Origin of the sequence: Paracoccus pacificus, from assembly GCF_042680785.1 — a bacterium.
Lineage (GTDB): Bacteria > Pseudomonadota > Alphaproteobacteria > Rhodobacterales > Rhodobacteraceae > Paracoccus > Paracoccus pacificus.
The window spans coordinates 1-18,454 of sequence record NZ_JBHUEN010000051.1 but is presented as its reverse complement, the minus strand read 5'-3'; the positions used below and the strand labels follow the sequence as shown (position 1 = coordinate 18,454).

The 18,454-nt window shown below is 62.5% G+C and carries 22 protein-coding genes; 7 read left to right on the top strand and 15 right to left on the bottom strand.

Features of this window, described 5'->3' with window-relative positions:
- Positions 1-73 precede the first annotated feature (73 nt).
- The 4 genes from ACFSCT_RS17845 (at position 74) to tnpC (ACFSCT_RS17830) (ending at position 2,944) form a co-directional block, all read left to right on the top strand.
- Entirely contained in the window at positions 74-433 is a 360-nt protein-coding gene (locus tag ACFSCT_RS17845; protein WP_379145070.1) for a hypothetical protein, read from the top strand.
- A gap of 89 nt (positions 434-522) precedes the next feature.
- Positions 523-960, top strand: coding sequence for an IS66-like element accessory protein TnpA (tnpA, locus tag ACFSCT_RS17840; RefSeq protein ID WP_379145067.1), 438 nt, complete (start codon positions 523-525; stop codon positions 958-960).
- A complete protein-coding gene (gene tnpB, locus ACFSCT_RS17835; protein ID WP_379145065.1) occupies positions 957-1,310 on the top strand; it encodes an IS66 family insertion sequence element accessory protein TnpB in 354 nt (117 codons plus the stop codon). The genes tnpA (ACFSCT_RS17840) and tnpB (ACFSCT_RS17835) overlap by 4 nt, the downstream gene beginning before the upstream one ends.
- 68 nt (positions 1,311-1,378) lie before the next feature.
- Positions 1,379-2,944 carry an IS66 family transposase gene (tnpC, locus tag ACFSCT_RS17830; RefSeq protein WP_379145062.1) on the top strand — a complete coding sequence of 522 codons (1,566 nt, stop codon included), beginning with the start codon at positions 1,379-1,381 and terminating at the stop codon, positions 2,942-2,944.
- Between the two features lie 9 nt (positions 2,945-2,953).
- Here tnpC (ACFSCT_RS17830) and ACFSCT_RS17825 read toward each other — a convergent pair whose 3' ends face one another.
- From ACFSCT_RS17825 to ACFSCT_RS17805, 5 genes are all read right to left on the bottom strand, one after another.
- Positions 2,954-3,319 (bottom strand): hypothetical protein, encoded by a 366-nt coding sequence (locus ACFSCT_RS17825; protein ID WP_379145061.1) that lies wholly within the window; start codon positions 3,317-3,319, stop codon positions 2,954-2,956.
- A complete protein-coding gene (gene tnpC / locus ACFSCT_RS17820; protein ID WP_379145059.1) occupies positions 3,274-4,926 on the bottom strand; it encodes an IS66 family transposase in 1,653 nt (550 codons plus the stop codon). The genes ACFSCT_RS17825 and tnpC (ACFSCT_RS17820) overlap by 46 nt, the downstream gene beginning before the upstream one ends.
- A gap of 60 nt (positions 4,927-4,986) precedes the next feature.
- Positions 4,987-5,337 carry an IS66 family insertion sequence element accessory protein TnpB gene (gene tnpB / locus ACFSCT_RS17815; protein WP_379145058.1) on the bottom strand — a complete coding sequence of 117 codons (351 nt, stop codon included), beginning with the start codon at positions 5,335-5,337 and terminating at the stop codon, positions 4,987-4,989.
- Complete coding sequence (gene tnpA, locus ACFSCT_RS17810; RefSeq protein WP_379145056.1) at positions 5,334-5,735, bottom strand: IS66-like element accessory protein TnpA; 402 nt, start codon at positions 5,733-5,735, stop codon at positions 5,334-5,336. Before tnpA (ACFSCT_RS17810) ends, tnpB (ACFSCT_RS17815) begins: the two co-directional genes overlap by 4 nt.
- Before the next feature lie 205 nt (positions 5,736-5,940).
- Positions 5,941-7,116: a TIR domain-containing protein gene (locus tag ACFSCT_RS17805; protein ID WP_379145055.1), complete on the bottom strand. Its 1,176-nt coding sequence runs from the start codon at positions 7,114-7,116 to the stop codon at positions 5,941-5,943.
- Positions 7,117-7,492: 376 nt separating this feature from the next.
- Here ACFSCT_RS17805 and ACFSCT_RS17800 point away from each other — a divergent pair, with 376 nt between their 5' ends.
- Positions 7,493-8,698: an IS256 family transposase gene (locus ACFSCT_RS17800; protein WP_379145053.1), complete on the top strand. Its 1,206-nt coding sequence runs from the start codon at positions 7,493-7,495 to the stop codon at positions 8,696-8,698.
- A gap of 132 nt (positions 8,699-8,830) precedes the next feature.
- Positions 8,831-9,898, top strand: a complete 1,068-nt coding sequence (locus ACFSCT_RS17795; RefSeq protein WP_379145051.1) for an IS110 family RNA-guided transposase — start codon at positions 8,831-8,833, stop codon at positions 9,896-9,898.
- A gap of 484 nt (positions 9,899-10,382) precedes the next feature.
- Here ACFSCT_RS17795 and ACFSCT_RS17790 read toward each other — a convergent pair whose 3' ends face one another.
- Genes ACFSCT_RS17790 through ACFSCT_RS17755 form a run of 8 tightly spaced genes read right to left on the bottom strand, consistent with a single transcriptional unit; the run spans position 10,383 to position 15,097 of the window.
- The gene (locus tag ACFSCT_RS17790) at positions 10,383-10,709 is read right to left on the bottom strand and encodes a YnfA family protein (protein WP_040546036.1); all 327 of its coding nucleotides are present in this window, start codon (positions 10,707-10,709) and stop codon (positions 10,383-10,385) included.
- Positions 10,710-10,765: 56 nt separating this feature from the next.
- The gene (locus tag ACFSCT_RS17785; RefSeq protein WP_007803574.1) at positions 10,766-12,118 is read right to left on the bottom strand and encodes a dihydrolipoyl dehydrogenase family protein; all 1,353 of its coding nucleotides are present in this window, start codon (positions 12,116-12,118) and stop codon (positions 10,766-10,768) included.
- 22 nt (positions 12,119-12,140) lie between these two features.
- Positions 12,141-13,571, bottom strand: a complete 1,431-nt coding sequence (merA, locus tag ACFSCT_RS17780; RefSeq protein WP_040545982.1) for a mercury(II) reductase — start codon at positions 13,569-13,571, stop codon at positions 12,141-12,143.
- 1 nt (position 13,572) lies between these two features.
- Positions 13,573-13,710: a hypothetical protein gene (locus ACFSCT_RS17775; protein ID WP_007803572.1), complete on the bottom strand. Its 138-nt coding sequence runs from the start codon at positions 13,708-13,710 to the stop codon at positions 13,573-13,575.
- Complete coding sequence (gene merF / locus ACFSCT_RS17770) at positions 13,707-14,093, bottom strand: mercury resistance system transport protein MerF (protein WP_379145048.1); 387 nt, start codon at positions 14,091-14,093, stop codon at positions 13,707-13,709. Before merF ends, ACFSCT_RS17775 begins: the two co-directional genes overlap by 4 nt.
- Entirely contained in the window at positions 14,090-14,341 is a 252-nt protein-coding gene (locus ACFSCT_RS17765; protein WP_072629817.1) for a hypothetical protein, read from the bottom strand. Before ACFSCT_RS17765 ends, merF begins: the two co-directional genes overlap by 4 nt.
- Before the next feature lie 30 nt (positions 14,342-14,371).
- On the bottom strand, positions 14,372-14,674 hold the full coding sequence (locus tag ACFSCT_RS17760; RefSeq protein ID WP_040545980.1) for a heavy-metal-associated domain-containing protein: 303 nt from the start codon (positions 14,672-14,674) through the stop codon (positions 14,372-14,374).
- Between the two features lie 15 nt (positions 14,675-14,689).
- Entirely contained in the window at positions 14,690-15,097 is a 408-nt protein-coding gene (locus ACFSCT_RS17755; protein ID WP_379145045.1) for a mercuric transporter MerT family protein, read from the bottom strand.
- A 76-nt stretch (positions 15,098-15,173) separates the two neighbouring features.
- Between ACFSCT_RS17755 and ACFSCT_RS17750 the strand changes: the two genes are divergently transcribed.
- Positions 15,174-15,587 carry a MerR family transcriptional regulator gene (locus ACFSCT_RS17750; protein WP_153218054.1) on the top strand — a complete coding sequence of 138 codons (414 nt, stop codon included), beginning with the start codon at positions 15,174-15,176 and terminating at the stop codon, positions 15,585-15,587.
- Positions 15,588-16,095: 508 nt separating this feature from the next.
- Here ACFSCT_RS17750 and ACFSCT_RS17745 read toward each other — a convergent pair.
- Positions 16,096-17,289, bottom strand: coding sequence for an IS91 family transposase (locus tag ACFSCT_RS17745; protein ID WP_379145073.1), 1,194 nt, complete (start codon positions 17,287-17,289; stop codon positions 16,096-16,098).
- 12 nt (positions 17,290-17,301) lie between these two features.
- Positions 17,302-18,189 (bottom strand): tyrosine-type recombinase/integrase, encoded by an 888-nt coding sequence (locus ACFSCT_RS17740; protein WP_271073599.1) that lies wholly within the window; start codon positions 18,187-18,189, stop codon positions 17,302-17,304.
- Positions 18,190-18,454: the final 265 nt, after the last annotated feature.

The window sequence follows — 18,454 nt, the reverse complement described above, 5'->3', positions numbered from 1 at the left end:
GCTGAATACCTAAATCCAACCTGCAGACTCTCGTTATGAATGAGGGACCGGCTGGGGGCAGGTCACATGGCTTATGGCAGTATTCTTTTCTGGGAAGCCTATCCTCGACAACACCGAGGCTTGGCGGACCATACTCCGCAAGATCAAACCGTTTTTCCACCGAACGGTCGTGCTAAACCGGAATGGTGCAGCCGTCCTGGCTATGGAAGCAGTCTTTGAAGACATGGGTGGCATCCCCAAGAAGGTAATGCTTCATGGATATAAGCCCGACTACAGACACGACGCCGCCGAATTGGTTGCCCCGACAGAAATCGAAGACCCAATGCCAACGCTGAACCTGAGCATGGTAAAGCACGTTTTTCACATTGAGGCTGACGGGATTTCATTTGTCGTCGCAGTCGATGGGACCAAAGTGACCGCGAGGCGCGTGTAGTCGCGACGTAAGCGCGATGCTGATCCCCTCCTGCCGCTGTTGATCTGAACGGGCCAATCTCCTTGCGCATGAACGTCGGAGGTGTTGGCTTGGAACGAGACGGCAAGGTGGGCGTCCATTTGGACGGCTCCTCTGGCGGCGGGGTTTCGCGGCTGGAGGTGATCGAAGGGCCGACTGGGCGCCGGCGGCGCACGAAGGCGGAGCGGGCGCGGATCGCGGCGGAGAGCCTGATGCCGGGAGTTTCGGTAACCGATGTCGCGCGGCGGCACGGGACGACGCGCTGGCAGGTCTACGACTGGCGGAAGAAGCTGCGGACGGGGCAGCTTTTCGTGCCCGAGAGCGTGGCGGCCTTGCCGATGTTTGCGGAACTGGTCGTCGAGGGCGCCGCAGCGGAGATGCCGGCGAAGACGGAGGTCAGCACTGGCGTGGAGATCGTTGTCGGCGATGTCGTGATCCGCGTTGGTGCTGATGCGGATGAGGTTCTGCTGACGCGGTCGATCCGGGCGGCGCGGGCGGCGTCGCGATGATCGCCCCGCACGGGCAGCTTCGGGTCTATGTCGCGACCCGGCCGGTGGACTTCCGGAAGGGGATCGACGGCCTCGCACTTGCCGTGCAGGAGATGTTCGGGCTGGACCCGTTCTGCGGGGCGGTCTTCGTCTTCCGGGCGAAGCGGGCGGACCGGATCAAGCTGCTGGTCTGGGACCGGACCGGGATGGTGCTGGTTCACAAACGCCTCGAGGGTGGCAAGTTTGTCTGGCCGCAGGTGCGGGATGGGGTGATGCGCATGTCCTCGGCGCAGCTGGCGGCGCTGTTCGAGGGGTTGGACTGGCGGCTGGTAAGACCCGAGCGGGTGCGGCGCCCGCTGGTTGCAGGATAAGGGCGTCCGATGCACTAAGAGTCCCGTTTTTACTGGCCAGAGCGGCATCGGCGTGATTCACTTTTGGCATGGATGCCGACACTCTCAGCCGCGAGAACGCTCATCTGAAGGCCCGCCTGGCGGAGGTCGAGGCCGCGCTCGCGGAGATAAAGGAGGCGAACCGCCGGCTGGAGGGCATATTGCGCGCCTCGCAGCGCGAACGCTTCGGCAAGAGTTCCGAGAAGCTGTCGCCCGACCAGTTCAATCTGCCGCTCGAGGACGCCGAACTGGCCCAGGGCGTGCTGGAGGCCGCACAGGAGAAGGCCGAGGCAGCACTTGCCCGGGCGCGCGGAGATGAACCGCGCAAGCCTGCGCGCAACCGCGGGTATCTGCCACCGGACCTGCCTCGGATCGAACGCGTGATCGAGCCGGCCAGCACCCTTTGCCCCTGCGGCTGTGGCGAGATGGCCCGGATCGGAGAGGATGTCTCCGAGCGCCTCGACGTGATCCCGGCGCAGTTCCAGGTTCTGGTGACGCGGCGCCCGAGATACGCCTGTCGCCGCTGCTCGCAGGCCGTAGTGCAAGCGCATGCGCCCGAGCACGTCGTGCCTGGCGGGCTGCCGACCGAACGGCTGATTGCATGGATCATCGTGTCCAAGTTCGGCGACCACCTGCCATTCTACCGCCAGGCCGGGATCTTCGAGCGGCAAGGGCTCCACCTCGACCGCGGCACACTCGGCAACTGGGTCGGCCGCGCCTGCTTCCACCTGATGCCCGTGATCGACCACATGAAGGCCCATCTGCGCGCAGCAGACCGGATCTTCGTGGACGAGACCCGCGCGCCGGTCCTGGACCCGGGCCGGAAGGCCACCAAGAGCGGCTACTTCTGGGCCGTCGTGTCCGACGATCGCGGCCATGGCGGTGCCGGCCCGCCCATCGTGCTGTTCCACTACGCCCCTGGTCGGGGCCGGGAGCATCCGCTGAAGTTCCTGGCGGGATACCGCGGCCGCTTCCTGCAATGCGACGCCTACCAGTCCTACAACGCGCTGACCGAGATCACGCGGGATGAAGGGCCATGGCAGCTGGTCTATTGCTGGACCCATGTCCGCCGCCGCTTCGTCAAGCGCGTCGAGAACGAAGGCTCGCCCATCGCCGAGGAGATGCTGCGCCAGATCGCGCTGCTCTATCAGATCGAGACGACGGTGCGAGGCCACGCCCCTGCCAACCGTCTCGCTGCCCGACGCGAGCACGCCTTCCCGATCATCGCAGCGCTCAAGCCCTGGCTGGAGACCCAGCTCTCGCGCATCCCGCAGAAGTCCCTGCTGGCCGAGGATATCCGCTACACCCTCGCGCACTGGCCCGGCCTGATCCGCTTCCTCGACGACGGCACCCTCGAGCTCGACACCAATCCGGTCGAGAACCAGATCCGCCCGATCGCGCTGACCCGGAAGAACGCCCTCTTCGCCGGAAACGAGATCGGAGCGGAGAATTGGGCCATGCTCGCGTCGCTCGTCGCCACCTGCAAGCTGTCCGGCGTGAACCCCGTCGCCTACCTCGCCGACACCCTCAGCGCCATCCTCGACGGGCATCCCAGATCACGCATCGAGGAACTCATGCCTTGGTGCTACGCCAGGACGTCAAGTATCGCCGCATAGGGCGTAAGCTCACGCCGAAGGCCGTCTGGAGTTAACGGTTTTCTCGTGCTCCATGATGCGTTCGATGACGTCGGGCTCACACTTCTCGTCCTGCAGGAATTCAAGGATTCCGCCGTCCCATGTCCGGATGTCTGCGAGAAGTTCCCGCAGGCATTCGATGCCGCGGTCCGTGAAGGTCGTGATGCCTTCGTCGGTACCGTTGTCGACCCAGATCGTCTCGCCATAGTCGACATTGTCGGAATTGGCACTGACGAGTTCGATGAGTTCCAGGTTCTCGCCAATCTGTCTGGCGACCTCGTCGATGGTGACGACCTGCGTGACGCGGGCCATCAGGCGGCCTCGGCCGAACTGGCTGCCGGTTTTTGCCAGTTCCATGGCAACAATGCGGGCAGTCGCGAGACCGGCAGGTCGGAGATGCGGGCGATGACATCGGCGAGCCAGGCTTGCGGATCGATGCCGTTCAGCTTGGCGGTACCAATCAGGGTGTACATGGCGGCGGCGCGCTGCCCGCCGCGTTCGGAGCCTGCGAAGAGCCAGGATTTTCTGCCCAAAGCCACACCGCGCAGCGACCGCTCGGCGGCGTTGTTGCTGAGGCAGACCCGGCCGTCGTCCAGGAAACGGGTGAAGCCCGGCCAGTGGTCGGCTGACAGGAGATAATCGATCGCCTTGGCGACCTTGACGTGCTTCGACAGTTTCGCGCGTTCGCCGCGCAGCCAGCGTTCCAGGTTTTCGACCACGGGCGCGGACAGGCGCTGCCGCGCCTCGAGACGGGCGGCTGGGTCGAGGCCATTCAGACCGCGTTCGATCTCGAACAGCGCGTCGATGCGCTTCACCGCCTCGAAGGCGATGGGCGAGATTTCATTGGGCGACTTGCCCTTGCGGATGTTCCCCTCGACATCCGCAAGTTCGAAGAACTTGCGGCGGGCGTGGCTCCAACAGAGCGCGGGCAGAACAGGCCCCGGCTTGCGGTCGCCTTTGTAGAGCTGGTTGTAGCCGGCATAGGCATCGGCTTGCAGAATGCCCTGCCAGCCGGTGAGATGTTCGGTCGGATGTTCGCCGCCCCGGTCGCGGGAGAAGCGGAAGAACACAGCCGGCGGGGCGATGCCGCCAAAGGGCCGGTCGTCGCGCACATAGGTCCAGAGCCGCGCGGTTTTGGTCCCGCCACGCGCCAACAGCGGCACCGTCGTATCGTCGCCATGCAGACGCTCTGCCGCCATGACATGCGCCTCGATCAGCGCGTGGAGCGGCTTCAGCAGATCGGCCACCGCGCCCACCTGGTCGGCCAGCGTCGAGAGGCTGAGCTCCACGCCTTCCCGGGCATAGCGTTCTGCCTGACGGTTCAATGGCTGATGCTGGCCGTACTTTTCGAAGACGATCATGGCCAGCAGGCTCGGACCGGCCCAGCCCCGCGGGACCGGATGGAACGGCGCCGGGGATTGGCTGATCTTCTCACACACCCGGCAGGTAAACTTCTCCCGGACCGTCTGGATCACCTTCCACTGTCGGGGGATGACCTCCAGCGTATCGGTGACGTCCTCACCCATCTTCACGATGCGGTCCGAGCCGCAACAGGAACAGGTCGTCGGCGCTTCGACCACCACCCGCTCGCGCGGCAGATGCTCGGGGAAGGGTTTTTTCACGGGTTTGCGCCGCTCGAAGGCCGCGACCTTCGTTGTCTTTTCTGCCGCCTGGTCGGCCCGGGCCTTGTCCTCGGCAGCGTCGGCCACCAGCTCTTCGAGCTGCAATTCCAGCTGGTCGAGCCGGGCGGTGCGTTCTGCACCGTGGCCATATTTGTCGCGCCGCAAGAGCGCGATTTCCAGCTTGAGTGCCGCGATCATCGCCTCGGAGGTCGAGACCACCGCGCGCGCCTGCGCAAGATCGGCTTCCGCGGCCGCGGCACGCCCCTCGGCCGCCGAGGCACGCCTTTCCGACGCAGCGAGCGCGGCGCGCAGTTTCTCAAGTTCGGAGGCGGTCCCGGGCATGGCCGAGACCTACCAGACCACCCCGGGAAAGCCCATCGGAAAGAACCAGGTGAGGCAGATTTATCCTGCCTTTTCAGGCCTTTGCGTCCATCTCGGGTTGCGCCAGTCGATTCCGTCCAGAAGATAACCCAGCTGGGCGGCAGAGATCTGCACCGCCTCGCCGGACCCACTCGAAGGCCAGATGAACTTCCCCGCTTCCAGCCGCTTCATGTAAAGCGACATGCCGACCCCGTCGAACCAGAGCAGTTTCACCATGTCTGCCTTCCTCCCCCGGAAGCAGAATATCTCGCCCGCATGCGGGTCGCGCCCGAGCCCCTCCTGCACCAGCAGCGCCAGCGTGTTGATGCCCTTCCTCATGTCCGTTACACCGCCCGCGACCCAGACCTTCGTACCCGCCGGAAACGCGATCATGTCTGCTCCAGAACCCGGACGATCCGCACAAGCCTGTCGGCATCGATCGACAGGGCCACGCTCAACCGCCGCCCGTTGGCCAGCGTGATCTCGATCCGATCGCTGGCCTCCGCCGCTGGCGGCGTGCCCGGCATTGCCGGCCGCGGGTCCACCGCGATCTCCACCGGTGAGAATGCAGTGGGACCGCCCTCCAGCAGGCCCTTGTGATAGGCCCGCCGCCACTGCGTCAGCAGGGCGCGAGATATCCCGTGCCGACGCGCGACCGCAGATCCCTGCCGGTGCCCGCGATAGCTTTCCTCGACGATGCGGATCTTCTCCGCATCCGTCCATTGCCGCCGTCGACCAAGATCGCCCGGCGGCAGGACCTCAAATTGTGAAATGACCTTAGCACATGACATAAGGCATGCCTTACGTCATGAAGCTCAGACCGAGCAGACGGCCTTCGGCGGAACCTTACCATAGGGCCACGTCGTCGCGCTTACGTCGCGACCGCAACTCGGACGTAGCAGATATTCGGCTCGGCGTGTGAGGGTGGACCAGAGCTCGTCCGCGGGTGGGCACAAGGCGAACATAGTAGTGCCTACATTGGCGGTAGAGGTTTATTCACTTGGACCCCACTACGACGGCGGCTGAACCGTTCAATTTCGACTCAAGATCTGCAAACCGCTCGTCAAGAATCGCGTCGACAAACCGCCAAGGCACGAAGACCTCATGTGAACCAAAAGCATACGGCAGCACATCGTAGGGGCTGAAATTGATGGTTAAACCGCGCTCGTCGAAGTTGAACTGCGATGCCAAGTTCCAAGTGTATTTCCGGTCTTCAAAAGTACGAGTGATGAAATCCTCGAGTCCTTCGCCATCGAACATCGCAAGCAGAACTTTTTTGCAGTAGTCAACCAATCGAAATGCTTTGTCGTCGTCGTGGCCGAGCAGGTCCTTTATCGTGCAAAGCCCGTAGTCGGGGCCAAGGAAGTTAAGTGTTGTGATGCCATGGTTCGGATGAGCGCCTCCGCCATACCAGTAGATGGATGAACGGACAGAAAGAAGATCACCGCGCCTGAAAAACTCCTGCATCGTAAAGCCCCACTCGTGGGGCACGTTGTATTCCTTGATCCGCCTCTTGTCGTCCTCGTCCAATCGCTTGAAGTCGGCAATCGCACCTACAAAGCCACCCAATGCCTCGGAAGCGAGGCGCGCATTTACAAAGTCCCAATAGATCCCATCGGATGGGTACTGAATGTGATCAGATGACACGACGTAAAATTCAGTCGTCACCGCAGACTCTACCCGTGCCAACTGCTTCTTGCCTTCTTGGCTTTGGCCTGTCTCGGTCACAGTGGTCGTCGTTTCTGGCCCGACCTTTACAACGACGCCTCCGAGTTGCGCTGCTCGCTTAGCCACCGCCTGCGCAAGTTGATCCCTCCAAGCGTCGTTGAAATGGTCGATGTATTGGAAGCGGATTAGCTCCGCTGGCATCCGGAGATCATCTAGGCGCATAAAAACAACGTAACTAGCCCCAATTGGTTGATCTTCCACCAGCTTGAGGGTCTGCTTTATCTCGCGGTTTACGACACCCGCACGGGCAAACACTTCGCTTGAAATTAGATGAATGACGAAATCGGCACTCTGCTGGGCGGCAGCGCGCTCTCGATCCCAGTCATCACCACCGACAAGCGACTCCTTGTCGAACCAGACATCGTCGTTGATGGTTTTGAGGAACCCATGAATCTCACGAGCTGTTTCGGTGTGCTCCGACGCATATCCTAAGAATATCTTCACTTCGCCCTCAGATCATTTTCTCCGACCAAAGTAGGTGAAACCACCTATGACCGGAAGGCTGGATAGTAGTTGCCGCTCTGTAATCCATACTCTCTCCTATTTGTTGAGGTATAGCACCCTAGCGGTGAGCGCGACGTCGTCGCCGGCCAGTGGCTCTGCTATCTTGGGAGCGCCGCATTGCTGCGTCGTGCATAGACGTCCGGTCTGGAGAAGCTGCACCGCAGCAATTCGGCTGAGCCCATGGTCCGCTAATGGTTAGCGTCCGAGGACGTGGTGTAATTTCTGCGCCTTCATCGGTGTAATCCCGGGTGGCCATCGAGGTGTATGGTCGAGGTGGAGTTTCGACGCTTCAACCACGAACCTTACGGAGACCCCGATGACCAAATCCAACATGGACCTGTCCGAGCTTCTGGCCAAGCATGATCAGGGCGACTTTCTGCGCGGCATTGCCGAAGCCGTCCTTCAACTGATCATGGAGAGCGATGTCGACGGGCTGATCGGCGCCGGACGGCATGAACGCAGCGGTGAGCGCACGACTTGGCGGAACGGGTATCGAGAGCGCGCTCTCGATACCCGTTTGGGCACCTTGAACCTGCGGGTGCCGAAGCTCAGGCAGGGCAGTTACTTTCCCGGCTTCCTGGAGGCGCGCAAAACCTCGGAGCAGGCGCTGGTCGCGGTGATCCAGGAAGCCTGGATCGGTGGCGTCTCGACCCGCCGCGTGGACGAGCTGGTGCAGGCCATGGGGCTATCGGGCATCTCCAAGAGCACGGTATCGAAGCTGTGCAAGGATATCGACGAGCGGGTCGGCGAGTTCCTCAACCGCCCGCTGACCGGCGACTGGCCCTATCTCTGGCTGGATGCCACCTATCTGAAGGTGCGCCAGGGCGGGCGCATCGTGCCCGTGGCGGCCATAATTGCCGTTGCTGCCAACACCGAGGGGCGCAGGGAAATCATCGGCCTGGGCATTGGTCCGTCCGAAGCCGAGACCTTCTGGACCGAGTTCCTGCGGTCGCTGAAGGCCCGCGGGCTCGGAGGCGTGCGGCTGGTCATCAGCGACGCCCATACCGGCCTCAAGGCTGCCATCGCCCGGGTATTCGAGGCGACCTGGCAGCGCTGCCGCGTTCACTGGATGCGCAATGCGCTGGCGCATGTCTCGCGTGGCCAGCACACCGTCATCGCCGCCGCGATCCGCCAGGCCTTCGATCAGCCCGACCGCGCCCATGCCGGTGAAACCTGGCGCAAGGTGGCCGAACAACTGCGTCCGCGATGGCCAAAGCTGGCCGACCTCATGGACGACAGCGAGCACGACGTGCTGGCCTACATGTCCTTCCCACGCCAGCATCGCACCAAGCTGCACAGCACGAACCCGATCGAACGCCTGAACAAGGAGGTGAAGCGCCGCGCCGATGTCGTCGGGATCTTCCCGAACGAAGCCTCCATCATGCGCCTGATCGGTGCCGTGCTCTTCGAGCAGAACGACGAATGGCAGACCGCCAGTCGATACATGATGGTCGAAGCCTTCGCCCAGATCGACAAGGAGGAGATCGACCCCATTCTCAGCATCACAACGAAAGCCGCCTGATCATGCCCTCAGGCCATCCGGAAAATTACACCACCTTGACGGACGCGACCCCGCTAATGGGATGTGCCGGCTGCTTCCCCCACCGTTGGGTTATCCTGAACCGGGATCATCCGCGCCAAAGGAGAAGCAGCCATGTGTGCGAAGAAGACAGGAAGCATTGAAGACCTGGCAGTTGTCGGCATCGACATCGGCAAGGATACCTTCCACCTAGTCGGTTTCGACCGCTCGGGTCAGGTGGTTTTGCGCAAGCAGATCAAGCGGCTCGCACTGGACGCAACGTTCGAGACGTTGCCACGATGCGTGGTCGGGATGGAGGCCTGCCTCAGCGCCCATTTCGTCAGCCGAAGGCTGCGCGACTTGGGGTTCGATCCGCGGATCATTCCGGCGATCTACGTGAAGCCGTTCAACAAAGGCCAAAAGAACGACTACAACGATGCGGAGGCGATCGCCGAAGCCTCCCTGCGGCCGAACCTTCGGACGGTGACGGAGAAGAGCCAGGACCAGCTCGACCTTCAGGCCCTGCACCGGGTTCGGTCTCGGCTCGTCTCGCGACGTACGGCAACGATCAACCAGATCCGGGCTTTCCTGATCGAACAGGGGATCGCGGTCCGCAGCGGGCTCCGCGCCTTGCGGAATTCCTTCGAGACGATCCTCGAACAGCGGCGCGACGAGATCTCTGCCCGGATGCGGAATATCCTGATCGGGCTTTACGGCGACTGGCTCTGGCTCGATGACCGGATTGCCGCCGTATCAACCGAGATCGAGGATATCAGCCGTACGGAAGAGAACTGCGCGAACATCATGTCGATCCCGGGTATCGGACCGATGATTTCGACGGCCATGGTCGCGGCGGTCGGTCGGGGCGAGGTCTTCGACCGGGGCCGCGACTTTGCCGCCTGGGTTGGGCTGGTGCCCCGACAGTTCAGCACGGGCGGGCGTACGATCCTCGGACGGATCACCAAGCGGGGAAGCCGATACCTGCGCATGCTCTTCGTGCAGGCCGCCAAGGTGATCATGATGCGCCCCCACCGTTGGCAGGCGTTCAGCTTCGGAGCCTGGCTCGAACGCGCCGCATCCCGAATGCCCAGGAACAAGGCTGCGGTTGCCCTGGCCAACAAGCTGGCCCGCACGGCGTGGAGCATCCTGCGTCACGGCACGCGGTTCGACACCCCCAGAGATCCGACCATGGAAGCAATCTGACAGCCTCCCGGTCACCACGGAGTTCGCGAAAGAGGACAGCATGGAACGGAGAAACTACGCCCCCAGAGTCTGACGGCCCTTTAGGTCATTATCGACCTTGCCGCTAATGAGACCAAGGTGCGTGCGTAACACCATCGAGGCCACGGCCCGCGAGCCGACAAACAGGCCGGATACATATGAGCGATTTCCGAAGACGCGCCGATTTCTCAATTGCGAACAGCAGCCGGCACATACATCTGGGCCGGGCGTGCCATGTCGCTCTGCCAGGATGGTCACACGGCCTGCCGCACCGCCGCATGACCGCATCGAGCCCACTTTGACCGATGCTGCGTAAAGGATGTATCGCTGCTTTCGAGGGCGGTAGAAAACCTGCTTGATCGCAGCCGCGATGCGGAGGGAAAGCAGCGCCGAGTTGTCGGAACGCGTGAACCAAAAGGCGATCTAATCGAACGATTCAGCGCTTCACCCCGTCTGCGGCTGCCTCTCAAATACTGCGCGGTGCCCAGAGAATAATACCCGCACCGACAAGGCAAATGACCGCTCCAACTACATCCCATTGATCCGGGCGATGCCCTTCTACGCCCCATAGCCACAGCAGGGACGATACGATGTAAACGCCACCGTAGACTGCATAGGCGCGGCCCGCCTGATCGGCGGGGCTGAGCGCCAGTAGCCAGGCGAAAGCGGCAAGGGACAGCATGCCCGGTGCCAACCAAAACACGCTCTTGTCCAGCCGGAACCAGGCCCAGAAAGCAAAGCATCCGGCAATTTCGGCCAGCGCAGCGGCGAAGTAGATAAGAACCGTCTTCATCGGGCCAGACATACGTTCCGAGGAGGATCGGGTCTATTGCGAAAAATCTTTCAAATTCAGAGAAGCGAGCCCAAATCCGATCCAACACTTGGATAGGCCGCCGTCATCGACTTAAGTTGCTTGGCCGCCAGGCCCAGCTTGATTGCCAGCCCGAAGAAATTGATCAGTTCGCCGTATTCCGGGCCGAACAGGTGCGCGCCGAGGATCTTGCCGTTCGACTTGTCCACGAGGACCTTCGCGGCAGCAGAGGTCTCGCCGATCCGGTAGTTCGAATACCAATCGCCAGTGTCGGTGAACCGAACATCGACATCATACCCGGCGTCCCTTGCCTCACTTTCCAACATACCGACACGCGCCACTTCCGGGACTGTGAAGACGGCTGTAGGAATACCGGCATAATCCGGTGCGGTCTGAGTGTCTTTGAGCATGTTGGAGGCCGCGACCTTCCCTTCGATCACTGCGACTGGCGTCAGCGGCATGCCATCGGTGTCGGCGCAATCTCCGGCGGCAAAGACCGCGCTGTTCGTCGTGCTTTGCAGATGCGGGGCTACAACGATGCCCTTGTCGCTGTAATCAACACCAGCCGCCTCAAGATTCAGATCGGCCAGGGCTGCCACACGGCCCGCGCCATGCACGACCAGATCGGTTTCGATTGTTCGGGTTTCATCGCCCGACTTCACCTCGACAGTGAATGCTCTACTGGCTTCCGAGACCGACACGATTTCGGTTTCGCGCATCAGGTCCACGCCGATACCGCCGCTGCGGTCGATCAGCATTTCGACCAGATCGGGATCGAAGCCGCGTAAGGGCCGGGCGCCACGATCCACGATGATCGGGTTGGCTCCGGCCCGTGCGGCGATATGCGCAAACTCGAAGGACACGAAGCCGCCACCGATAAAAAGAACCCGATTGGGAAGGGCCTCCAGGTTGAGGAAATCCGTGCTGTCGATCACGAGATCGGCCCCTGTGAAGCTCAGCGGCCTGGGCATGGCACCGGCGGCCACGAGGAACCGTTCCGACTGATATGCCGTTCCATCGACCTCCAGCGTGTTGCTTCCCGTGAACCGCGCGGCTCCATGCAGGGTTTCGACGCCGTTGCCCGACAGGCCCTTTTCCATCTTGTCCGGCACGGGATCGGTGAAGCCACGCTTGTGTGCCATCAGATCGGCCCAGTTGATCGACAGATCACCGGGATCGATCCCCTTGCCCTGCATGAGCCGTGCCGCGTCCATGATTTCCGCACCGCGCCGCAGGATTTTCTTTGGATCGCAGCCGCGCAATGCGCAGGTGCCGCCGTAGGGCAGCGCATCGACAATGGCGACACGCCATCCTGCCGCGCCACATTTGTTGGCCGCGGCCACGCCCGCCATGCCCGCCCCGATGACGATCAGGTCGTAGTCTTCATTCATTCTCCGGTCCTTGTCCTGATCTTCATCCGGCGCAGCAGCTCAACTTTGCCACGTCCATATCGAAGGTTTGCGCCGCCAGCTTCAGCCCTTCCACGGTCGTCAGATAGGGGAAGATCGTCTCCCCGAGCGCCTTTGTGGTCATGCCAAACTTCAGCGCCATAACGAGGGTCTGGATCGTATCGGACCCCTCGGGCGCGATGATCTGGCCGCCAAGCAGCCGGTCGGACTTTCTGTCCGCCACCAGCTTGATCAATCCGCGCGTGTCGCGTGCGGCCAGTGCGCGCGGCACCTGATCGAGCGGTACGATGGACGTCTTGACGTCGAGGCCCGCGTCCCGCGCCTGGGCTTCACCGAGACCGACGCCCGCGACCTGCGGGTCGGAAAACACCACCCAGGGCATCGCGGCGTTGTCGTAGCGATGGTCTTCGCCGAGAACCGCATTTTTGGCCGCGAGCTTTGCACCATAGGCCGCCATATAGACGAACTGGTCGCGGTCGGTCACATCGCCTGCGGCATAGATGCCGCGCACCGATGTCTGCATGTCCTCGCCGACGACGATGGACCCACGCGCGTCGGTTTCCACGCCGATTGCGTCCAGGCCCATATCTTTGGTATTGGCCCGCCTGCCAGCGGTCGAAACGAGGTGATCCGCCGTCACTTCGACAGGCTTTCCGTTCTGGATCACGCGCAGTGTCACGCCCGCGTCGTCGCGGCGCACAGTGTCGTAGCTTAACCCGGTCAGAAGAGTGATGCCTTCGGCCTCGAACGCCGCCGCCAATGCCTCCGAGACCTCTGGTTCCGCGCCGGGCAACAGATGCGAACGGGCGACAAGCGTGACCTTCACGCCCATGCGGCTCATCATCTGGGCCAGCTCCGCGCCGATGTAGCCCGCGCCGATGAAGATCAGGCTTTTCGGCAGTACTTCGAGTTCCAGAAGACTGGTGCTGTTGAGCGCGCCGATTTCCTCGATGCCGTCGATGGTCGGCAGAACGGGACGCCCGCCCGTGGCGATGATGGTCCTCGGTGCTTTCAGGGTTCGCTCACCGACTGTCACGCCACCTTCGATCAGCCGCGCGGGACCGGCGTCGATGTAATCGACATCCTCATATTCCGGCAGAAGGTCCGCGTATTTCTTCTGGCGCAGGGTCGTGACCAGATCGTCCTTGGACTGAACGAGCGTCTGCCAATCATCCACTTGTGCCCGTCCCGACAGGCCGGGGAACCGCTTGGCAGCCCCCGCACAGTGCACGGCCTCTGCCGCACGGATCATCGCCTTGGAGGGCACGCATCCCACGTTGACGCAAGTTCCGCCGATGGTGCCATGTCCTACGAGGGCGACACGCTTTCCGGCATCCGCGCCGGTAATTGCGGCGGAGAACCCCGCCGATCCGGCCCCAAGAACGATCAGGTCATAGCCGCCCTGTTCATCGTCGGTTTTGTTCAGGTCTTTCATCTCAGCGCGCCTCGCCATGTTCGGGGTCTTTTGGTCTGGCGGCGAGCAGATATATGACCGCGCCGATGGCGATCAGCGGTGTCAACATGCCGAGGAGGCCGAAGACCATGCCGGTGGCGGTGCAACATCCCATCATCATAAGAGCGATCCTTTCTTTTGCGCACGGTTCAGGAGAACCGCGTAGAGTGCTGTGGCGGCGAAAACGCCGATTGTGATCCGTATTGCGAACCTGAATTCGAGAAGAATGATCAGGATCGACAGGGCCACCGCGAGGCCGGTGGCCCAAAGTTTCGGGGCCGGTCCCGGTTTGCCAGCGCGCAGCCAAAGGGCCTTTGCCACCACGGCGAGGCTGAAAAACAGCAGCGGGAACAGGGCGTAATCGAGCCAGCCCGTGAGGGCCGACAATCCGACGCCAGCGACGATGACGACCAGAAGCGGTGTAAAGCAGCAGAGCGCGGCGAAGAGCGCACCGCCAAGCCCCCATTTCAGCAGACGGTCGGAATTTTCAGGTGTGTCAGTCAAGGAGCCGTCTTTCTCTGTGATGGGTCGGGGCCGGAGGCGCGTTTCATTTGCGAACGACGCAGTGCGCGGACGATCAGGTAGGTCAGACCCGCCAAAACCAGCACGGCAATGCCACTCATTCCAGAGAGCCAAGCCCCAACGCCGCCGAACAACGCTGCAAGCACGGCAGTTCCGCCGCCGCAGCAGACGACCACGACCGGAGCTGCTATTCCGAAGGCCAGCAGGCCACCCATCAGATTGTCACGCATTGCAGGAGATTGTCACGCATTGCAGGCGGCTCAGGAGGCTGTGTCGGGCAGCACCTGCGCCGGATAGCCATTGGCCGTCACCGCGCCGATGATGCTTTCGATGGAAGTTTCGGCGTCATCGTAGGTCACGCTGTAAACACCCTGCCCGTATTCGGGGCCGTCCTCGAATGCGGCGATCTCGACCGACGGAACACCGCGCATCGAGCTGGCAACAATGAACGAACAGGACGGGCATGTCAGTTCGCTGACGGCGATCTCGACCTGGCGCTCTTCAGCGAGGGCCGGGGTCGAGAGTGCGACGATGGCCAGGGCGGATAACAGGAGATGCTTCATGGTCATGGTCCTCGTTCAGAATTTCAGGATGAAGGGGGTGATGTAGGGAAAGATCATGGCGACAGCGACAATCGCGGAAGCGGCCCAGAGGGTTGCGCGCATGATGCGGCGGTCGATGGGGCGGGCGCAGGTGCCATCGGCACAGGCCTCGGCATCTACAGGCTTGTAAGCCTTGTAGAAGCCGTATCCCAAAAACGCGGCGCTCAGCGCGAAGGTGTACCATTTGTAGGCATAGAGCGCCCCGAGCTGCGCGATGAACACGCCTGTCACGCCAAAGCTGACCAGCACCAATGGAAGGATGCAGCAAGAAGTCATCGCCAGCGCACCGAGGACGCCGAGGCCGGTCACGCCCCATCCCTTGGTGGTTTCGTCGCCAATTTTCTGCGACTGAGATTGCGGAAGTTCCGCCAAATGATGTTCCATCGAATCTTCCTTGAACAGATGTTTCCACCGTTCTAGGGTCTGTAGTTGATACAGGCTCAAGGGATTTTTCGGCACAATGAGTAACACAAGCGTGAGATCAATTCGGCGGGGCGATTTGGCCCGCGCAACGGGCTGCAACCTGGAAACCATTCGCTATTACGAGAAAATCGGGATCATGCCGGACCCGCCGCGCAGTACGAAGGGCTACCGAAGCTACGACGATGCCCACGTCAAGCGGCTGAAATTCGTCATGCGGTCCCGCGATCTAGGCTTTTCTCTCGAAGAGGTTCGCGGGCTGCTTGGGCTGGTCGATGACCGATCCCGGACATGCGCCGAGGTGCAGATCATCGCCGAAGATCATCTGACTGACGTTCAGGCCAAGATTGCCGATCTGCAGCGCATCGAGCGCGTCCTGTCGGACACTGTTGCGCGATGCACCGGCGATGCTGCCCCAGAATGCGCGGTGATCGATGCGTTACTCGATGCTTAGTCCACCCTGAAGAAGAGGGGGCAACGGACCTTCGTGAACGGCGCAGCGAAAGCCCGAAAAGTCCCGCAGTGCGGACCTCAGACACTAAAGAAATCGAGCACCCGCAGCGAATGGCCGGTCTGGAGAAGCTGCAACGCGGCGCTCGGCGTCGGGATGAAGGTCCGCTTTGGTGAAGGATTTCCGATGTGGGCCGCGGCGCAAGGGTGCGGCCTGGTGTGTGGTCGGCCCGCGTTGGAAATCCTCCCAAGGTGGAAGCCGCGTGGTGCCGGGCGCTGTCTATGGGGAAAGTGTGCCGCGCGATGTGGCGACGGCCGGGTCAGAGCGTCGGCTGGCAGGGACAGGAAGGCCTCGACGGCTTGCCGGATCGGTTGGTAGTGCTGTTTTGGGAGTCGGCCGGAGCAGATGATGATGCATTTTCAGGCTGATCGCGGCAGCGGGCAAGCCGGAGGTGATTTCCGGCCTGCGGTCACGCGCCGGGGCATTTCTCTCGGTAATGACGGGCGCTTCGTCATGCGGCCTGCTCCCGGGGTGGCGCGCGCGATTGTGGTTTCTGCCCGCGACGGAAGATTTCGACGATGCGCATCGGGCCGCCGCAGCAGGGGCATGGTTCGCGCAGGGTGAGCGGGGCGGTCTCCGCATTGGGTGGCGGTGCCTGCTCCGGCGGATTTGCGCCGAGCAGGATCCTGATCGTCGCAATGTTGGCCTTGCGGGTGGCGCTGGCGAGCAGGCCGTAATGACGGATGCGGTGGAAGCCATCGGGCAGGACATGGATCAGGAAGCGGCGGATGAACTCGGGCGTGGCCAGGCGCATGACCTTCTGCCGGTCGCCGTGCTTGATGCGATAATCCTTCCAGCGGAAGGCCACGGTCTCGGCGTCTGCGCTGATCAGGCGGTGGTTCGAGATGGCGATACGATGGGTGTATCGGCTGAGATAGGCCAGCACGGCTTCGGGGCCGCCGAAGGGCGGCTTGGCATAGACCACCCATTCGGATTTGCGGAACGGGGCGAGCCAGGCGGTGAAGGTGCGCTCATCCGTCAGCCCGGCCAGATCGCCGTGGAATACCAACTGACCGGCCCGGTGCAGATCCCTCAGTCCGTCCAGAAACAGGCGTCGGAACAGCCGCGACAGAACCCGCACATGCAGGAAAAACCCGCGCTTGCAGGCAACCCATCTGGCGCCGTCGAACGACAGACCGCCGCCCGGTACGATCATGTGGATGTGGGGATGATGCGTCAGCGCCGATCCCCAGGTGTGCAGCACCGCCGTCATGCCGACACGGGCGCCAAGGCGCTTGGGGTCGGCGGCGATGGTCATGACCGTTTCCGCCGATGCCTTGAACAGCAGCCCATACACCGCCCCTTTGTTCCAGAACGCGACCTGCGCGATCCCGGCCGGCAGGGTGAAGACGACGTGGAAATACTCCACCGGCAGCAGGTCCAAGGCGCGCGCTTCCATCCAGTCGCGCGCCGCTGGTCCCTGACACTTGGGGCAATGCCGGTTCTTGCAGCTGTTATAGGCGATATGGTGGTGGCCGCACTTGGCACAGCCCGCCACATGCCCGCCAAGCGCTTCGGTCCGGCAGGTCTCGATGGCCGACATCACCTTCAGCTGGGTCAGGCTGACATGCCCGGAATTGGCCCGCCGCCACGCGGGGCCGTATCGTCGGAAGATATCAGCGATCTCCAGCCCCGGCCGGGACACGCCCGGCACCGGTCACTCCAGGCTTCGCTTCACGGTCTGATCCTGCAACTTCGCCAGCATCTCATAGGGGCTGACGACATCACGGATCGTCTTCGTCGCGACATGGGTATACTGCGCCGTGGTAGTCAGCTTGGCATGGCCAAGCAGAACCTGGATCACCCGCACGTCCGTGTTCGCCTCCAGCAGATGGGTGGCGAAGCTGTGCCGCAGCGTGTGCAGCGTCGCGGGTTTGGAGATCCCCGCCATATGCTTGGCGGAGGTGAAGGCCCGGTTCAGCTGGCGCGGCGAGATCGGGTTGATCTTGGGCTTGCCCGGGAACAGCCAGCCCTCCGGCCGCGCCTCGCGCCACCAGTCGCGCAGCAAGTTCAGCAGGCCCGGCGACAGCATCACCTTGCGGTCTTTCCTGCCCTTGCCCTGCTCGACATGGATCAGCATCCGGTCGCTGTCGATGTCGCCGATCTTCAGGTTGCAGACCTCGGCGGCCCGCAGACCCGCGCCGTATGAGATGCTGAGCGCCGCTCGATACTTCAGCCCCGGCCCGGGCGCCGCCATCAGGATGTGAGAGACTTCCTCGACGCTGAAGACCACCGGCAGCTTGCGCGGCTCGGTGCGGAACTGCATGAACCGCTTCATATCCTCGCGCCCGCAGGTCATGCCGAAGAAAAACCTCAGCGCCACGATCCGAATATTGAACGTCGACGGCGTGACTCCGGTGTCGGTCATGTACAACTGATAGGCCCGCAGTTCCTCTGGCGTGGCCGTATCAGGCGAATGCCCGAGAAAGGCCGCGAAATCCCTGATCGCCCGGATATGCGCAGCCTGCGCCTTCTCGCCCATGCCACGGATGCGCATGTCCTCGATCATCCGCTGGCGCAGCGGTGAAATCCTCTCTTCGCCCATGAGAACCTCCTGTCTGTCGATTGAGAGGTCTCAATCGTCAGCCAGAAACAGCCGTCGCCAAATGCACCGCGATCAGATTAACGCCAGACGCCAGCCACGGACGACAGTGCCGCGGAGCGGCTTCGTCCCTGGGCCGCTCTTGCCAGGCAGCTGTGGCCGAGAGGCTGAATAATGGTGCCGCAGCGCCGCAAGTCGGGTCAGAGCCCTTTTTGACGAATGCTGCCGAGCGACTGGACGGCCGCTTCGGCGGACCCGCAGCTTAGCG

Bases quoted from the DNA above. Each gene is read 5' to 3' on its own strand.
- ACFSCT_RS17845 (WP_379145070.1), top strand. From the start codon at position 74: ATGGCAGTATTCTTTTCTGGGAAGCCTATCCTCGACAACACCGAGGCT.
- tnpB (WP_379145065.1), top strand. From the start codon at position 957: ATGATCGCCCCGCACGGGCAGCTTCGGGTCTATGTCGCGACCCGGCCG.
- tnpC (WP_379145062.1), top strand. From the start codon at position 1,379: ATGGATGCCGACACTCTCAGCCGCGAGAACGCTCATCTGAAGGCCCGC.
- ACFSCT_RS17825 (WP_379145061.1), bottom strand. From the start codon at position 3,319: ATGGAACTGGCAAAAACCGGCAGCCAGTTCGGCCGAGGCCGCCTGATG.
- tnpC (WP_379145059.1), bottom strand. From the start codon at position 4,926: ATGCCCGGGACCGCCTCCGAACTTGAGAAACTGCGCGCCGCGCTCGCT.
- tnpB (WP_379145058.1), bottom strand. From the start codon at position 5,337: ATGATCGCGTTTCCGGCGGGTACGAAGGTCTGGGTCGCGGGCGGTGTA.
- tnpA (WP_379145056.1), bottom strand. From the start codon at position 5,735: ATGTCATGTGCTAAGGTCATTTCACAATTTGAGGTCCTGCCGCCGGGC.
- ACFSCT_RS17800 (WP_379145053.1), top strand. From the start codon at position 7,493: ATGACCAAATCCAACATGGACCTGTCCGAGCTTCTGGCCAAGCATGAT.
- ACFSCT_RS17795 (WP_379145051.1), top strand. From the start codon at position 8,831: ATGTGTGCGAAGAAGACAGGAAGCATTGAAGACCTGGCAGTTGTCGGC.
- ACFSCT_RS17790 (WP_040546036.1), bottom strand. From the start codon at position 10,709: ATGAAGACGGTTCTTATCTACTTCGCCGCTGCGCTGGCCGAAATTGCC.
- ACFSCT_RS17785 (WP_007803574.1), bottom strand. From the start codon at position 12,118: ATGAATGAAGACTACGACCTGATCGTCATCGGGGCGGGCATGGCGGGC.
- merA (WP_040545982.1), bottom strand. From the start codon at position 13,571: ATGAAAGACCTGAACAAAACCGACGATGAACAGGGCGGCTATGACCTG.
- ACFSCT_RS17775 (WP_007803572.1), bottom strand. From the start codon at position 13,710: ATGATGATGGGATGTTGCACCGCCACCGGCATGGTCTTCGGCCTCCTC.
- ACFSCT_RS17765 (WP_072629817.1), bottom strand. From the start codon at position 14,341: ATGCGTGACAATCTGATGGGTGGCCTGCTGGCCTTCGGAATAGCAGCT.
- ACFSCT_RS17760 (WP_040545980.1), bottom strand. From the start codon at position 14,674: ATGAAGCATCTCCTGTTATCCGCCCTGGCCATCGTCGCACTCTCGACC.
- ACFSCT_RS17755 (WP_379145045.1), bottom strand. From the start codon at position 15,097: ATGGAACATCATTTGGCGGAACTTCCGCAATCTCAGTCGCAGAAAATT.
- ACFSCT_RS17750 (WP_153218054.1), top strand. From the start codon at position 15,174: ATGAGTAACACAAGCGTGAGATCAATTCGGCGGGGCGATTTGGCCCGC.
- ACFSCT_RS17740 (WP_271073599.1), bottom strand. From the start codon at position 18,189: ATGGGCGAAGAGAGGATTTCACCGCTGCGCCAGCGGATGATCGAGGAC.